Consider the following 17,585-nt stretch of genomic DNA (forward strand, 5'->3'; position numbering starts at 1 on the left):
TAGATGTTACTTAGTATGAACGAGCGAGAATTTTTCATTCAATGAATGTCAAAGTGACGTTCTTTTTACCACCATAAAGACAAAGAAAATGCAATATGTACTGAATCTTTTTTATAATAGCGAAAGTAGTATACCACCTGCTGCTCCAACTATAACAATTATCCAAGGTGGCAGTTTAAAGTAAACCAACATACTAAACAATACAGCAGCGAATGCAAAATCAATTGGTTCTATAATAGCGCTAGTCCAAATGGGTTGATAGAATGCGGCGATCAAGATACCGACGACGGCTGCATTTACTCCCATCAATGCCCCTTTGATTTTAGGATTACGTCGTAAGGAATCCCAAAAAGGAAGCGTTCCTAAAATCAGAAGAAATGCAGGTAAAAAAATAGCGGCTGTTGCTATTAATCCCCCTTCCCATCCATTTATAACTGTCCCTAAATAAGCAGAGAAGGTAAATAAAGGACCCGGAACGGCTTGTGTTGCTCCATATCCTGCAAGAAAGGCTTCTTGGTTTAACCAACCAGTTGGAACAAATTCTCGTTCCAGTAATGGTAATACAACATGTCCACCACCAAAAACCAATGATCCTGAGCGATAAAAACTATCAAACATGGCAACCCATTGAACAGAAGTGATTTCTCTCAAGAACGGTAATAAAAATAGCAATCCAATGAACATCACCAAGCAAAATGCTCCAATTTTTTTAGAAATTAGAAAAGGAGTGCTTCTGTGGTCTTCTTGAATATGATGTTGTTTATAAATCAGATACCCAATCAATGCAGATAACAAAATAATAATTACTTGAGAATAGATGGTTTGCCATAATAGTGTAACGACTAATGCTAATAAAGCGATGGTTTTTCGGCTTAGATCTGGTGTTAATTTTTGTGCCATTCCTAAAATAGCATGTGCGACAATGGCCACGGCCACCAGTTTAAGTCCTTGTATCCACCCTGCTTCTCCAACATCAAGTCCTTGCAAAATCAAAGCAAACATCATAAGAGCAATAACAGAAGGTATAGTAAATCCCAGAAATGAGGCGATTCCTCCCAAAATTCCACCACGCGCAATACCAATACCAATGCCCACTTGACTACTTGCAGGACCGGGAAGAAATTGAGCCAGTGCCACTAAATCCGCATACCCTTTTTCATCCATCCATTTTCTTCTCCGAATATATTCCTCATGGAAATAGCCTAAATGGGCAATGGGACCTCCAAAGGATGTGAATCCTAATCTTGTGGAAACAATAAGAATTTCCAATAAAGTTCGGAAGGAGGGTTTTCTTTTGGTTTTATTTTCCGTTTGATTATCCATATAGTCATTTTCCCTTCCTTATGAAATATAAAAATGGCTAGGCGTGACCCCTTTAAATAACTAGTATGTATTTGCTCTTGGTCTCGTTACCTGTTATTTTTCCTTTATTCCGATAATTCAATATTGAATTATCTCAATGAGAATATCACATTGTTTTAGCTATTTCAAAGCAATTTACAAAATCTTTACACAGCATTTTTTATTACGTCAATTAGACATACATAAGGAACTATAATATATATTGGAATGGTTTTGATTTTGAATAGTAGAACGGATGATGACCATAACGAGCCCAAATCCCCAAAGTATATAGTCGTCTAAACAATAAGAAAAACCAGAAAACTCCAGCCCGTTCCTAATACTAAGAATGTTATACTTTATCTTTCAAAAAAGAGATACTGCTTTTGCAATATCTCTTTACCTAGAAAATATGTTATGTTGTACAATCGATATGAATACGAATGCTTTAGGTTATTGGCAATCCTCTTTATTCAAAAGAATCAAGTACTCGAAATAAGTTCTGTTCTTCGAAAGGGGATAAAGGAACGAGCGGTAATCGCACAGAGCCTACGTTAATTTGTTGATACCGTAATGCCGATTTCACAGGTGAGGGAGAAGGCGCCATAAAAAGGGCACGCATAATGGGTAACAATTGACGATGTCGTGTCGCCGCTTCTTTTACATTCCCTTGCTCAAATAAATGGATCATTTCTTTCATTTGCTTCCCTACAACATGGGAAGAGACAGACACCACACCAGCACCACCAATCGATTGAATAGGCAGGGTCATGGAATCATCCCCGCTATATACGGTAAAATCATCTGATGTTTGCTCAATAATGGAAGCAAGTGCATCTAAATCACCAGTAGAATCTTTAACCGAGACAACATTATCCACTTCAGATAATGCAACCACTGTCTCTACATTAAGCTTTACCACTGCCCGAGACGGAATGTTATAAAGCATAATGGGCAATGTGGTTTGATTAGCAATGGCAGAAAAATGTTGCAGCAGTCCTTCTTGATTCGGTTTATTATAATATGGTGAAACAATTAATGCTGCGTCCACGCCAAGCTGTTCTGCCTCTTTCGTAAGTGCTATCGATTCTTGTGTATTATTATTCCCTGTTCCAGCAATGATAGGCACACGCCCATCTACCACTTGTAAGACATGCTTAAATAAGGAGATTTTCTCCTCATGACTCAAGGTGGGCGACTCTCCTGTCGTACCAGCCACAACCAGACCATCTGTACCGTTATCAAGTAAGTGCTCGATTAATTGTGTGGTAATATCAAAGTCTATACGATTTTTTTCATCAAAAGGTGTCACCATTGCTGTTAATAAGTGCCCAAAAAACATAATGTCACCAGCTCCTTCCTGTGCCCCTTGCCAAAGTTGATAGTCGTTATTTTGTCTTGATCACTTTACAAAATGATTCAAAAAGTCCCATCACAATGACGCAGCGAATATCGCAACATCCATCTGTTGGAAACTTGCATTTCATGTAAAATAGCAAACTAATTATGCCATGAAATAACCCTTTTATCAATAGTAATGATCAATCTAATTGAAATCTTTCATGCAATCCATTTAACGCCTTCTCTAAGTATTCATTGTGGATTAATACCCAAATTGTTCGATGACTATCAGCTGATTGTAATATTTGTATTCGTTGTGCAGTTAGCGTCTGTACTATCTCTGAGGTTACACCCGGCACACCGGACATGCCAGCTCCGACAATCGATACTTTCGCACAATTTCTAGTTACGGTTGGCACAACACCCATTTGTTCCAATACTTGTAAAGCTAACGGTTCATCTCTTTCAAAAATGGTATATACGACACCATTGGGAGAAATATTAATGAAATCTACCGATATGCCCGCCTCTGCCATCGCCTTAAAGACGTTCACATGGAGTTCTTCAGGTTTCTGTACTTTTTCAATCTTAATTTGCGTTATTTGATTAACATACGCAATTCCTGTTGCCAATCGATCATAAACATTGCCACCGTGCGGGCTTTCCGGGATATTGGTAATCAATGTTCCTTCATCTTCTTCGCTAGTAGAACGCACTCTGATCGGGATATTTGCCTGCATAGCAATTTCCACTGCACGGGGATGAATGACTTTTGCCCCTTGATAGGCCAAATTACAAATTTCTGTATAAGAAATCGATTCAATTTTTTGCGCTTTTGATACCATTCTCGGATCTGCTGTCATAATTCCTGCCACATCTGTAAAAATATCTACACACTCCGCCTGGAGGGCAACGGCTAAAGCCGTGGCAGAGGTATCGCTTCCGCCTCTGCCAATCGTGGTGATTTCATGATTTTCTGTTCTACCTTGAAAACCTGCTACTACAACCACCTGGTGATAGGCTAATAAATCAAGCATGTGTTTGGTATCGATCGATTTGATTTGTGCATTAGAAAAGTTGCTTGTAGTAATGATACCTGCTTCTCCACCTGTTATCGCAACAGATTGAATATCATTTGCTAATAAATCATGCGAGAATACTGTTGCGGAAATTGTTTCACCGGCTGAAAGTAATATATCTTTCTCTTTATTCGATAAAAGAGACAATCTCCCCTCAATCAAAGAGTATAACGTATCTGTTGCATAGGGATCGGGATATCTTCCCATTGCGGAAACCACCACTACTACCTTGTCATTTTCCTCTAAGGCTTTTTTTACTTGTTTTATGGCAGATTTTCGTGATTCCTTATCTTTGACTGAGGTTCCGCCAAATTTCTGAACCAATACTCGCATGATTCCACCTCATTTATTTACTTAACCAATTGTTTTTTATTAACGATTCTGCGATTTGAACAGAGTTCCACGCAGCTCCTTTTAATAGATTATCGGAAACTACCCACAAATGAAATCCTCTGTCTTTATCTAAATCTTTCCGAATGCGACCAACAAATACTTCGCTCTTGCCAGCCGATCCAAGTGGTGTCGGATACACTTGATTTACTGGATCATCTTCTAATACAACACCATCTGCCTGACTAATTGCCTCTTTCATTTGTTCAACTGTAATGTCGTCCTGATCTACTTCAACATATATACTTTCTGCATGTGAGGTAAAGAATGGTAATCTCACACAAGTAGCAGCAACGTGAATTGCCTCATCATGCATGATTTTTTTGGTTTCATTAATCATTTTCATTTCTTCAAAGGTATAGCCATTATCTTGGAATACATCGATTTGCGGTAAGGCATTAAAAGCAATTGGATAGTGTTGTTTCTCGCCGGATACTGGCAGCAATTCTGCTTTCAAATCCTCGCCATTAAGAAATGCTTGTGACTGTTCTCTTAATTCATCTACGGCTTCGTTTCCAGCACCAGATACAGCTTGATAAGTAGAAACGAGCACCCTTGCTAATCCAAACTGCTCTTGCACCGGTTTCAAAGATGCTACCATTTGAATCGTAGAACAGTTTGGGTTGGCAATGATCCCTTTATGTTGGGAAATGTCTTCTTCATTCACTTCCGGTATCACTAATGGCACATCTGGATCCATGCGAAAGGCGCTTGTATTATCGACTACGACAGCACCACGTTTTACAGCCTCTGGAGCTAGCGCTTTTGAAACAGAGCCGCCTGCGGAGAATAAAGCTATATCTACCCCTTCAAAGCTGTCAGGCGTTGCCTCTTGTACTGTATATGTGTTGCCTTGAAATGTGATTTCTTTTCCAGCAGACCTTTTCGAGGATAGAAGAGATAATTCTTCAATTGGAAAGTTCTTCTGGTCTAATGTTTCTAGCATTTTTACCCCTACAGCACCAGTAGCACCTACTACTGCTACATTATATTTTTTTTCAAAAGTCATGTTTCCTGTCCCCTTCCATTTACTTCAATGATTGGTGTATATTTGTTGGTATCATTTCGCTGCTGAACGATTATCTCTCAGCAAATCGCAAAAAACCCACTATGATACGAGTCTGTTTTTATCATAACATAAAAGGTACCTGTCTTTCATTATTAGATCATAATTACTTCGCTCTTTCAATAATTACCGGTTGAATTTGTTTATATTCTAGTGCGTGTTGAACTGTCTCCGGAATCAAGCGCATATCTGAGACCATTGAATTCGGTTTTTTCACAGGGTCATCTTGGCCAAAGGGTACAAAATACATTAATTTCGTTGCCATTAAACGCATAAGGTTTACCCCGTTTAACCCTAATGCATCATTAGTAGAGACACCAATGACAACGGGGTTACCATTACGAATCGTCGCCTTTGTTGCCATTAACACGGGACCATCAGTAATAGCATTTGCCAGACGACTCATTGAATTGCCTGTTAAAGGGGCTAAAACCATAACATCTAGCGGCTCAATCGGACCTAGCGGCTCTGCATCCACAATGGATTGGATAGGTTCTCTTCCGGTTATTTCGCGAACGCGTTGCATATGGTCTGCAGCCTTACCAAATTTACTATCGGTAGATTGAAACGTATGAGAGACAACGGGCACAATTTCTGCCCCCATCTCTTTCAGCTTTTCCATTTGTGGATAAACAGCTTCATACGTACAATGAGAGCCGGTTAAACCAAATCCGATCTTCTTTCCTTGTAATTCCATCAAACAACCTCCTTGCCGTATATACAAAATAAATTAGGCTATTTTCCTAATCTCAGTATATGACCACCAAAGAGAAGTGTTACTGTTTTACTGATTTCAGTAACTTGCTGACTTGTGTGGCAAGGATTTCTCCAGCAGTTTTTGGGGCAACCATTCCCGGCAAGCCGAGAGCATGAATAGTCTTCAAACCAATCGCGTCGGCACAATCGAAGTCAATTCCACCTGGTTTAGAAGCAAGGTCTATGATAATCGCCTGACTGTTCATTTGCTGGAGTATAGATTGTGTCACTACCTTACTTGGAATCGTGTTAATCAAAATCTGACATTCTGCAATCTTTGATCCAACCTCTTTTAAGCTATACCCTTCCCACCCTTTCTCATAAACACGGGCAAGGTCAGCATCATCTTTTGTGACGACAGATACTTTTGCACCAAGTCCTGCAAAGCACTGTGCCGTGGTCTCCCCTACGCGGCCATAACCAAATATATATACATTCGCATGGTGAATCGTCACATTCGTATGTTGAATGGCCAGCATGATGGCCCCTTCTGCTGTAGGAATCGAGTTATATATCGCTACTTCATCCCGGTTCATTAATTCGATGAGGGTTAAACCGGCGTTTTGTGTAAATTGATCCAGTGTAGGGTTGGAAATACCCGTAAATATGACACAGTCATTTGGTAATGACTGAAACCATTCTTCTGTCAACTGGATCGTCTGATCAGTAAAAACAGCTTCTACCTTACCTTGTTCGTCAATCCCTGTGATGGGTAATACAACACCGTTTAAATGACTTGTGTCCAAATTGTTTAACTCTGTTTTCATAGCCTGGGTATAGCTTTGTTCCACTTGCTCAAATCCTAACAATTGGATTTGAATGTCTTCTTCTCTATTTAACGTATGGATCAGCGGTATATACCTCGCATCACCGCCAATTATCGCCAATTGTTTTGCTTTATTCATTTATTCCTTCACCAACCTCTCTACCTAAAAGTATCATATGTTACTGGTTATACAGAAGTGAAGAGGCAAATACCCCTATTTTATAAGAAAATATCCTATTTTGTATTTTTGAGCGAATGCCCTGGATTTTTAAGTTTAGGGTAATAAAATCCATACTTTTCATCAACATATGTACAAAAAAACGAGGAACCCCATTAGTCCTTTGTTGCTAAGCCAGAAACGGTAGTAACTTTTCATGATAGAAACGGATCATGAGCGCATTTTATCCGAATTATGTTATCGTGACATTATTTTCAGGTAATGTCTTCTATTTCCAGATCAAAACCATTTAAACATCTATTGTAGCCGAAAATAGATGTTTCACAAATAAAAGAAAACCGGGCAAAATTCGCCCGGTCCTTTACCGACCAGCCACTGAACTGCCGATAAGATGGATTATGTAAAGTAGCCCACTTTCCTTAGTGGTGAGTTTGATCGTTTTATCTGTGCAAAGCAAGCGCTCCGGGAATAGGTTCCGCTTTCCATGGGGTCGGCTTCAGCTAACTAAAAAGAAAAGCACTTTTTAGTGGATCTTCAGCTCGTCCTGGTCCCATAGGAGTCTACACCTATTCCCTCCGCTAGATAAACATACAACAATGGTTGTTACTGCAAGGATGAAGCGTTCTAGGTACCTAGACGCTGTTGTAGCAAAAGGAAAAAATCGTCAACTGATTCTTCAGCTGTGTAATGGATCATGCTACAAAATGGCTCCTTCATTTTATAAAAGTCATAATGTATGATCGAACCGTTCTCAGAAAAGGTTATGCAGTTTACTTATTGGCAGAATTATAGTGTCTGGAACACTTCATCTTCGCAGCCATTCGATTGTAGTGCTACTACCCAGCGGAGGAAATAGGTGGAGACTCCTGCGAGAAAAGCGCAGTGTGAAGACCCCGCAGGAAGCGATCTTTGCTGACGAGGAGGCTGAGCCAAGCTCGCGGAAAGCGGAACCTATTTCCGGAGCGCTGTCTAGCACTGACAAACAATCAACTTTACTACATGGAATAATGGAACTAGATATTTTACATAATCTAGCTTATCGGTACCACCATTCGTTCAAGATCAAAATCGGTCCACATCCTATCATACTCAGAATTCTATACTTTCTTATCTTATAAAAAAGACGAAGCAATACTGCCTCGTCAGTTATACCTTTTCGGTCTCTACTATAATCATATCCTCGCCGACTTTTCTGATTTGCTTCCATTCAATTCTGGAATATACTTCTGTCTTACGCAGGCCAAACATTCGATATTGCGGGATCGTAAACGAAATAATTTGGCCAGTCTTTTCATCAATTTCAAGATCCGTTTGACCTAACACTCCCAGTCTAGAACCAGATGTTAAATCGATTAACTCTTTATTGCTCAAATCATAGAATCGCAATGGTATTCCCCTCTCTTAAACTATTTAGGAGAAATGACTGCTTGAGCTGCCCGATCTCTTGTCAATCCTTGAATGATTTCTTCTGCATCTGACAGTTGAACCTGTTCGATTTGCTCGATGATCTCATCCAAAGAACGATGGTCTTCTTGCAGCAACTCATTCCTTGCATTCATGCTCATCTTACTGTTGGTGCTTTCCAAGCCTAGAATATACAGCCCTTTTAATTGTTCCTTGCTATTGGTCCACTCTTTTTCTGTGAATCCATGTCTTTGCAGTTGATCCATAATCGTATACAGCTTTTCTTCTACCACGTTTAACTGATCACGGGCAGTACCGGCATAAATAGTCAGCATTCCGCTATCTACAAACGTACTATGATAAGAGTAAATAGCATAAGCTAATCCAGACTTTTCTCTGATTTCCTGGAACAAACGTGAGCTCATACTGCCACCTAGCACGTTGTTAACGATCATCATTGGATAGATATTTTTATCCGTGGCCGCTAAGCCTTCAAACCCGATACATAGGTGAGCCTGTTCGATATCTTTATGCAGCGTGGTATGACTAGGACAAAAGCTCGGTGGTGATTCCTGTTGTGGTTTATTACCAGACACAGAGAAGGTTAATTTTTCCTCCACCATATCCATAAAAGACGCATGCACATTCCCAACAATCGAAACGACAATATGTTCTGCAGTATAATGTTTATTTACATATTGAAATAATTGATCTTGTGTAAAATGATTAACGATCTGTTTCGATCCAAGGATTGGCTTTGCTAAGGAATGGTTCTGATAAGCTGCTTCTGCCAGATAATCATGAATGATATCATCAGGAGTATCTTCTGTCATATTGATTTCTTCTAGTACTACTTGTTTTTCTCTTTCCATTTCTTCCTTGTCAAAGGTCGAGTTCAATAACATATCGGCAAGAATGTTTACTGCCATCTCTTTGTGTTGATCTAGTACTTTGGCATAAAAACAGGTATATTCTTTTGATGTGAAGGCGTTAATCTCTCCACCGACACTGTCAAACGCTTCCGCAATCTGTTGTGGTGTATAAGTAACGGTTCCTTTAAACAGCATATGCTCAATAAAATGAGATATGCCATTTTGGGTTGCTGTTTCATTTCTGGAGCCAGTTTTCACCCAGATGCCAATGGTCACCGAACGAACAGTTGATTCTTCTTCCAATACAATGCGCATGCCATTATGGCACTCTTTACGATGAAGCAATGCATATCCCCCTATCGTTTTATATAAATATCTGTAACTTGATCATTTATCAGATTGTGAAGGTCTCTACCTTCTTTCAAGACCTGATAAGATTTGCAAACTGTAACCAAACAACCTTATCAATATGGTTTTGGTCATCAGTGATGTCCATGGTTTTCGTGTGGATTTGCCTAACAGTGCGTGTTCAAAAATGCCGATAAATAGGGCCTCGTTGGCTAAAACCTCAGGCGTCCTGGGACTGCGATTACTCGCCCCACCGAACCCATTTGTTGCAACGCCGACACTAGTACGTCCTGTACGTCGAAAGTTCAAGGCGGCGCAGTCTCCCGGTACCGGAACGTATGCTTTTCATACGTGAGGAACGGACTCACGCAGGATGTGTTGACTTCTGCGTTGCCTACAGGACGTGGGCGATCTTAGTAGAAGTTCCTATATCGCCAACGTAGAAATTCGATGCGTCATTTTTGTTGGTCTTTTTGAACATCCTCTAACAAAGAAAAAAGAAACTGGTTGTCCAGCTTCTTTGCTTAGTTATCCTGTTTCTGTTCTACTAAAACGGCCTTTCTTGATAGGTTAATCCGGCCTTGTCTATCTATTTCTTTCACTTTTACCATGATTTGATCACCGATGGATACCACATCTTCCACTTTGCCGATGCGCTCCTCTGCAAGTTCGGAAATGTGTACCAGTCCTTCTTTACCCTTAAATAATTCAACAAAAGCTCCAAATTTCTCAATGCGCTTCACGGTTCCAAGGTACATTTGTCCTGGCTCTACTTCGCGAACAATATCCTCAATTAACTTCTTGGCTTTATTATTCATGTCGGTATCTGTAGATGAAATAAAGACATGTCCATCTTGTTCGATATCGATTTTAACACCGGTTTCCTCAATAATTTGGTTGATCTGCTTTCCGCTCGGTCCGATCACATCTCGAATCTTATCTGGTTTAATATCCATCGTTAGGATTTTTGGTGCATAATCAGAAAGTTCTTGTTTCGGTTCTTTAATGGTATCCATCATATGGGAAAGGATGTGCATTCTGCCTTTTTTCGCTTGCGTTAAAGCTTCGGCTAAAATTTCACGAGACAACCCTTCGATTTTGATATCCATCTGCAAGGCGGTTACACCTTGCGCCGTACCTGCCACTTTGAAGTCCATATCCCCTAGGAAGTCTTCCATACCCTGGATATCACTTAGGATGGTGTAATCTTCTCCGGATTTCACAAGCCCCATAGCAATCCCTGCTACCGGCGCCTTAATCGGCACACCTGCATCCATCATCGCTAAAGTACTCGCACAAATACTCGCTTGTGATGTGGAACCATTCGATTCCAATACCTCGGATACTAAACGAATCGTATAAGGGAAGGTTTTCTCATCCGGAACTACTTTCTCCAATGCTCTTTCGCCTAAAGCACCGTGTCCGATCTCACGACGACCTGGTCCACGGATAGGTCCAGTTTCTCCCACACTAAAAGATGGAAAGTTATAGTGGTGCATAAAACGCTTAGACTCTTCTGCATCCAAACCATCAAGAATTTGAACATCACCAAGTGCCCCTAAGGTACAAATACTTAATGCCTGAGTCTGACCACGTGTGAATAAGCCAGAACCGTGCGTACGTGGCAATACTCCAATTCGAGAAGATAGTGGTCGGATTTCATCTATTTTACGACCATCAGGACGAATCTTTTCTTTTGTAATTAATCGACGTACTTCCTCTTTTACCATTTTATCAAGCACGTTTTTCACTTGTTTGATTGTTTCTTCATCAGCTTCAGCTTCTTCATAGGAAGCAAGCAGATCTTTTTTCACTTGGTCAATCGCCACATCTCTCGCATGCTTTTCTTGCACTTGAATCGCCTCAACCAATGTGGATGCGACTTTGTTTTCTACTTCTGCCGTAATATCTTGATCCAGCTCAAATAAGTCGATATTCATTTTGGCAATTTGTAATTCTGCTATGATCTCTTCTTGGAAAGTGATCAAGCGTTTTATTTCCTCATGTCCAAACATAATCGCTTCTAACATAATTTCTTCTGGAACTTCTTCAGCACCAGCCTCTACCATATTAATTGCGTCCTTAGTACCCGCAACGGTAAGGTCAATATCGCTTTTTTCCCGTTCTTCTAAGGTCGGATTAATCACAAATTTCCCATCGACTCTGCCGACTACCACACCAGCTATTGGACCGGCAAAAGGTATATCAGAAACACTTAGTGCGATCGAGGAACCTATCATAGCGGCGATTTCAGATGGTAAATTCTGATCCACACTCATAACCGTACTGATTACTTGTACTTCATTACGAAACCCATCGGGAAACAATGGTCGAATTGGGCGGTCAATCAAGCGGGAGGTTAAGACTGCTTTCTCGCTTGGACGACCTTCTCTTTTAATAAAACCTCCTGGGATCTTACCAACGGCGTATAAACGCTCTTCATAATTCACTGTTAATGGAAAGAACGGCAGGTCCTTCGCTTCTTTAGAGGCGGTTGCTGTTGCTAAAACGGCCGTATCACCGTAATGCACCATACATGCTCCATTTGCTTGTTTTGCCAATTCTCCAATTTCCACACGGAACGTCTGTCCTGCTATTTCCGTTGAAAAAACTTTTTTGTCATCTGTCATTATCGTTCTCCTCTCAAAAACCAAACATATTCCTGTATATTTATTATTTTAGCATTGTTTGTCGTATATGTAACGGTAAGACTTTCATTATTATAGTATTTTCCCAATACCTCGTGATTTAATCACACATTCTATTATTTTTTTGCATACAGAAAAAGCGGGATAACTCCCGCTTCACAACTGTTTATCGACGTAATCCTAATCGATTGATTAGTTCACGATAACGCGCAACATCTTTGTTACGAAGATAGTTCAATAAATTACGACGTTTACCTACCATTTTTAATAGACCACGGCGTGAATGGTGATCCTTCTTGTGTGTACGCAAGTGGTTATTCAATGTATTAATTTCCTCAGTAAGGACAGCAACTTGAACCTCTGGAGAACCAGTATCATTCTCGTGAGTTTTGAATTCATTGATAATTTCATTTTTACGTTCTTGTGCTAAAGCCATCCTATTCACCTCCTATATTATATAACAATTGAAACACCGATCCCCTAGCAATCGTCGGAGAAATCGAATTGCCAAGTAGATGGTTTCCGTATTAAAGGTTACACCTTTTTGCATAAAAAAGCAAGAGTTTTACGAAAGAGATTCAAAAAAATCACGTGAATGTCGTTCATCTTCCTTCAGTTTGGCAATTAACGCATCCACTCCAGTAAATTTCTCTTCGTCTCTTAAGTGTTTCCGCCAATAGATCGTCACGTTTTCACCATAGATATTATCATCAAAATCAAAGATGTGCACTTCCAATTTTTCATTCTCTCGATCATCCGTGAAAGTTGGGTTATATCCGAGGCTGGCCATGCCATAATGCACATGTCCATCTATCTTGATTTCCACAGCATAAATACCAATAGCCGGCAAATAATAATTGTCATTAATACGAATATTGGCAGTTGGATAACCGATCGTACGACCTCGCTTATCACCGTGGATAACCTCACCGGACATTGAATATGGCCGACCTAATAGTTGTTCTACTTGCCCTACATGTCCTTGTGCTAATGCCGCCTTTATTCGTGTGGAGCTGATTTTCTCATCATTATCATTAATTTTATTAATCATGGTTACTTGCAGATCATCTCCAGCAAGTTTCTGGATATTCTGCATATTGCCTGCCCCTTTATGTCCAAACGTAAAATCATAACCTGCAACGATATGAGTAATATGCAAATCTTTTACAAAATGCTCAAGGAAATGTTTGGGAGATAGTTTTGCCAAGGTATGGTCAAAACGAATAATATATAAATAATCAACATCCAATTCCCTAATCGTCTCGATCTTTTCTTCAATCGGCGTAATATACCTTACCGTTTCCTGTTTTCGTTGTAAGACAACAGAAGGATGTGGATCAAACGTTAGCACAGCGGAAGCTCGACCGGATTGATCTGCTATTTGCTTCGCCTGTTTAATTACTTGTTGATGTCCCTTATGAATACCATCAAAAAAACCTGCTGCCGCTACTGTTTCTCGTAAATTTTCCCGTTTTAATGAATGGGGATAGGTCAATGATTTTATTTCCATATCTTTCACCTGCTTTCTTTCCTTAAGGTTTCCATACTCGTACGGGCTTTATTTCCTGCTTTGTCTCATGCCGTTGATAAATAGCAAGTAACTGCTCATTTCGCAACATTTGAAAATAGGTCGTATCCGGCATCTTTTCGGGCAAAGGAAGCTTCTGACCATGCGCTATTTTTGTTGCGGTGATGTCATCCACTTCAATACTATCTAAGTGTGTTAACCCTGCCGTTATTGGTAAAAGTGGGAGCGATGCTTCTGTTTGTACTTTTTCTGCTAGTTCGGCTAAGGTAATAGCGTTTTGTTCAGTAAAACCCGCTGTTCCTTGGCGAACCAAATTGGCCATATGAGCAGGATAACCTAAGTCTTTTCCGATATCTACACATAGTGTACGAATATAAGTGCCTTTAGAGCAAGTAACCTCAAATTCAATGGTTTGCACGTTCTCTACTTTATCATAATTAGTTGCTAAAAATCGAATATCATGGATGGTGATCGACCGTAAAGGACGTTCTACGGTTTGATCTTCCCTAGCATATTCATACAGTTTTTTACCCTTGACTTTTACAGCTGAATACAAGGGAACCTGTTGGGTTATTTCTCCGCAGAAGCGTTGTAACGTCTCGCGAATCTGTTTAGAGGAAACAGGGGCTGGGACTGCCTTTTTGTCTTGAATCGTTCCTGTATGGTCTTCGGTATTGGTTGATAAACCTAGGCTTGCTACGGCACGATAGATTTTTTTGGTATCGGTGAGATAGGGCACTATTTTGGTTGCTTCTCCAATACAAAGTGGTAATACCCCTTCCACCTCAGGATCTAAGGTTCCGGTGTGGCCTACCTTTTTGGTATGCAGCAGTCTGCGCACCTTAGCAACACAATCATGGGAAGTCATCCCCTTTTCTTTCCATAATACTAATATACCATTCATGCTTGTTCCTCGCTTTATGTAATAATAAGAAAACCAGAAGCGCGCCTGCTATATCCCACAAAAGCCGCGCAAACTCTAGCATGATACAATCTGTATCTGTTAATCTCTTCTATATTAGTTCATTTGACGATTAACCATTGGAAAACCCTTGTCGGAACAAGGGTTTTTTATCAATCGTTGGGTCCGTTTAATTCTCTCAGGATATGCTCAATGCGATTGCCGCGCTCAATGGTGTCATCAAAGTCAAAAAACAGTTCTGGCGTTTTTCTTAAACGGATTCTTTTACCAATTTCCGATCGAATAAACCCCTTCGCTTTTGCTAAACCGATGAGCGTCTCCTGTTTCTTATCTTCATCACCCAATACGGAAATAAATATTTTCGCTTGTTGTAAATCACCTGTTACTTCTACATCTGTAATCGTCACAAAGCCTATCCTTGGATCTTTGATCTTTCGAGAAACGATATCGCCAAGCTCTTTTTTCATCTGCTCGGCCACTCGATTAGAGCGTAATTCACTCATTCCAATCACCTCTTGTGTATGGTTAAACTTTATAGCTGAGTGGCTTGATTGGTGTCCCTTCGATTAGCGAGCAGGATCCCCCTCACTAATCGAAGTTACCCTATCTCTGTTCCACGTTCGTTATCGTGCGCTCCACTTCCCCAAATGAATCCATTAAGTCAAATGCTTGTTGTAACACATGCTGATTGATTTCATTCGATTCTGATACCGTTACGAGGGCTAGAGATGTACGCTGCCATAAATCCTGATAAGCGATTTCTGCCACTGCTATATTTAGTGTTTGACTTAGTTTTTTCTTGATTCGTTTTAAAATCGACCGCTTATCCTTCAAGGAATGGCAAGTTGGTAAAAAGAGTTCTACTTCTGCATAAAGCAGCATTATCTCTCTACTTCCTGCATGACATACGCCTCAATAATGTCACCTTCTTTAATATCGTTAAAGTTCTTGACGGTAATACCACATTCATAGTTTTGCGCCACTTCTTTCACATCATCTTTGAAGCGTTTTAAGGTATCAATTTCTCCTTCAAATATAACCACACCATCACGGACAAGACGAATGCCGGCATCTCTCGTTACTTTTCCGTCTGTTACATAACTTCCGGCAATCGTGCCAATCTTAGATACCTTGAAGATCTCACGCACCTCTACTTGGCCAATTACCTTCTCTTCGTATTCAGGATCAAGCATACCTTTCATGGCTGCTTCTACCTCTTCGATTGCCTTGTAAATCACTCGATGCAGACGAATATCCACATTTTCTATTTCTGCCGCCTTCTTCGCATTGTTATCCGGACGGACATTGAAACCGATCACTACCGCGTTAGATGCAGAAGCAAGGATAATATCTGATTCTTTAATCGCACCAACTCCGGTATGAATAATATTGACCTTCACACCTTCTACATTGATTTTCTTCAGGGAAGCGGCAAGTGCTTCAACAGAACCTTGTACATCCCCTTTAATGATGACATTAATATCTTTGATTTCCCCTTGTTTAATTTGTTCAAAGAGATCATCCAGACTGACGCGTGATTGAGAACCTCGTTTTTCTTCTAATTGACGTTGTTGTCTCATTTCGCCGATTTGACGTGCTTGCCGTTCATCATCAAACACAACAAACGTATCGCCGGCTAGTGGCACATCATTTAAGCCGGTGATTTCTACAGGTGTTGATGGCCCTGCTGATTTGATTCGTTTACCTAAGTCATTGACCATGGCACGTACTCTTCCGAATGTATTTCCGACTACAACTGGGTCTCCTACCTTTAACGTTCCATTTTGAACGAGTAACGATGCGACGGAACCTCGGCCCTTGTCAAGCTGTGCCTCAATGACGGTACCATTCGCTATTCGATTGGCATTGGCTTTTAATTCTTCTACTTCAGCAACGAGCAGAATCATTTCCAAAAGATCGTCAATACCTTCTCTTTTAATAGCAGAAAGCTGAACGAAAATGGTCTCACCGCCCCAATCTTCTGGAATCAATTCATACTCGGTTAATTCCTGCATGACGCGATCAGGGTTAGCCCCTTCTTTATCCATTTTATTAACAGCGACAATAATAGGCACTCCGGCAGCTTTTGCATGATTAATAGCTTCCGTTGTTTGTGGCATAACACCATCATCTGCAGCTACGACAAGAATCGCAATATCGGTAACTTGAGCACCACGAGATCGCATGCTGGTAAATGCTGCGTGACCTGGTGTATCAAGGAAGGTTACTTTTTTGTCATTTTCCCGCACTTGATAAGCACCGATATGTTGTGTGATGCCACCGGCTTCTCCTTCGGTTACTTTCGTATGACGTATCGCATCTAGTAAAGTCGTTTTACCGTGATCGACGTGCCCCATAATGGTAACCACTGGAGGGCGCTCTTTCAATAGCTTTGGATCATCTTCCTTAATATACGTAGAAAGATCTGCTTTATCGACCTCTATTTCTTTTTCCAGATCTACACCGTATTCTGCACAGATCATTTCTAATGTATCGTCATCCAAATCCTGGTTTTTGGTTGCCATTACCCCTAGAAACATTAATTTCTTAATGATTTCATTGGCTCCTTTATTTAATTTCTCAGCCAACTCTGATACGGTAAGCGTTCCTACATAGGTAACCTTTTCAGGCATCTTTGGTTGAGTGCCTTGTTGTTTGGCAGCTGCTTGTTTTGGCTTACCTGGTCCATTCTTTTTCTTATTTGGCTGATTTTGCTTTTTGTTATGGTTGGCATTGCGTTGTTTATTATTTGACTGCTTGTTGTTATCTTTAGTAGAAGCTGGCTTTGCTTGAAAATGTGCATCTAGTTTCGACTTCATTTCGTCTGTAATAGTGGACATATGATTGGAAACTGGTGCCTTTAACTCCTGTAATTTATGGATAATTTCCTTACTTGTTTTGTTTATTTGTTTTGCATATTCATATACTCGTATTTTTGACATACGT

Annotated in this window: 16 protein-coding genes; all 16 read right to left on the reverse strand. The window is 40.3% G+C overall.

Annotated elements, in window-relative coordinates:
- Positions 1-111: 111 nt before the first annotated feature.
- Positions 112-1,323, reverse strand: coding sequence for a chromate transporter (locus E0E32_RS13845; RefSeq protein WP_066193711.1), 1,212 nt, complete (start codon positions 1,321-1,323; stop codon positions 112-114).
- Positions 1,324-1,810: 487 nt separating this feature from the next.
- Positions 1,811-2,686, reverse strand: coding sequence for a 4-hydroxy-tetrahydrodipicolinate synthase (dapA, locus tag E0E32_RS13850; RefSeq protein ID WP_066193715.1), 876 nt, complete (start codon positions 2,684-2,686; stop codon positions 1,811-1,813).
- A 196-nt stretch (positions 2,687-2,882) separates the two neighbouring features.
- Positions 2,883-4,094, reverse strand: coding sequence for an aspartate kinase (dapG, locus tag E0E32_RS13855; protein WP_066193720.1), 1,212 nt, complete (start codon positions 4,092-4,094; stop codon positions 2,883-2,885).
- 13 nt (positions 4,095-4,107) lie between these two features.
- Positions 4,108-5,160, reverse strand: coding sequence for an aspartate-semialdehyde dehydrogenase (locus E0E32_RS13860; RefSeq protein ID WP_130859994.1), 1,053 nt, complete (start codon positions 5,158-5,160; stop codon positions 4,108-4,110).
- 163 nt (positions 5,161-5,323) lie between these two features.
- The gene (locus E0E32_RS13865) at positions 5,324-5,914 is read right to left on the reverse strand and encodes a dipicolinate synthase subunit B (RefSeq protein WP_066193725.1); all 591 of its coding nucleotides are present in this window, start codon (positions 5,912-5,914) and stop codon (positions 5,324-5,326) included.
- Positions 5,915-5,993: 79 nt separating this feature from the next.
- Positions 5,994-6,878: a dipicolinic acid synthetase subunit A gene (dpaA, locus tag E0E32_RS13870; RefSeq protein ID WP_066193727.1), complete on the reverse strand. Its 885-nt coding sequence runs from the start codon at positions 6,876-6,878 to the stop codon at positions 5,994-5,996.
- Between the two features lie 1,185 nt (positions 6,879-8,063).
- Complete coding sequence (locus E0E32_RS13875; protein WP_066193729.1) at positions 8,064-8,303, reverse strand: YlmC/YmxH family sporulation protein; 240 nt, start codon at positions 8,301-8,303, stop codon at positions 8,064-8,066.
- A 20-nt stretch (positions 8,304-8,323) separates the two neighbouring features.
- On the reverse strand, positions 8,324-9,538 hold the full coding sequence (locus E0E32_RS13880; protein ID WP_235817546.1) for a M16 family metallopeptidase: 1,215 nt from the start codon (positions 9,536-9,538) through the stop codon (positions 8,324-8,326).
- A gap of 66 nt (positions 9,539-9,604) precedes the next feature.
- Entirely contained in the window at positions 9,605-9,850 is a 246-nt protein-coding gene (locus tag E0E32_RS13885) for a hypothetical protein (protein WP_130859995.1), read from the reverse strand.
- 215 nt (positions 9,851-10,065) lie between these two features.
- Positions 10,066-12,171, reverse strand: coding sequence for a polyribonucleotide nucleotidyltransferase (gene pnp, locus E0E32_RS13890; protein WP_130859996.1), 2,106 nt, complete (start codon positions 12,169-12,171; stop codon positions 10,066-10,068).
- A 184-nt stretch (positions 12,172-12,355) separates the two neighbouring features.
- Positions 12,356-12,625, reverse strand: a complete 270-nt coding sequence (rpsO, locus tag E0E32_RS13895; protein ID WP_066193735.1) for a 30S ribosomal protein S15 — start codon at positions 12,623-12,625, stop codon at positions 12,356-12,358.
- A gap of 129 nt (positions 12,626-12,754) precedes the next feature.
- Positions 12,755-13,699, reverse strand: coding sequence for a bifunctional riboflavin kinase/FAD synthetase (locus E0E32_RS13900; RefSeq protein WP_078060234.1), 945 nt, complete (start codon positions 13,697-13,699; stop codon positions 12,755-12,757).
- 22 nt (positions 13,700-13,721) lie between these two features.
- A complete protein-coding gene (gene truB, locus E0E32_RS13905) occupies positions 13,722-14,621 on the reverse strand; it encodes a tRNA pseudouridine(55) synthase TruB (RefSeq protein WP_066193739.1) in 900 nt (299 codons plus the stop codon).
- A 170-nt stretch (positions 14,622-14,791) separates the two neighbouring features.
- On the reverse strand, positions 14,792-15,142 hold the full coding sequence (gene rbfA / locus E0E32_RS13910) for a 30S ribosome-binding factor RbfA (protein ID WP_066193742.1): 351 nt from the start codon (positions 15,140-15,142) through the stop codon (positions 14,792-14,794).
- A gap of 100 nt (positions 15,143-15,242) precedes the next feature.
- Positions 15,243-15,521: a DUF503 domain-containing protein gene (locus tag E0E32_RS13915; RefSeq protein WP_130859997.1), complete on the reverse strand. Its 279-nt coding sequence runs from the start codon at positions 15,519-15,521 to the stop codon at positions 15,243-15,245.
- On the reverse strand, positions 15,521-17,581 hold the full coding sequence (gene infB, locus E0E32_RS13920; RefSeq protein ID WP_066193746.1) for a translation initiation factor IF-2: 2,061 nt from the start codon (positions 17,579-17,581) through the stop codon (positions 15,521-15,523). Before infB ends, E0E32_RS13915 begins: the two co-directional genes overlap by 1 nt.
- Positions 17,582-17,585 lie beyond the last annotated feature (4 nt).

Source organism: Gracilibacillus phocaeensis (genome assembly GCF_900626275.1).
GTDB classification, from domain to species: domain Bacteria; phylum Bacillota; class Bacilli; order Bacillales; family Amphibacillaceae; genus Gracilibacillus; species Gracilibacillus timonensis.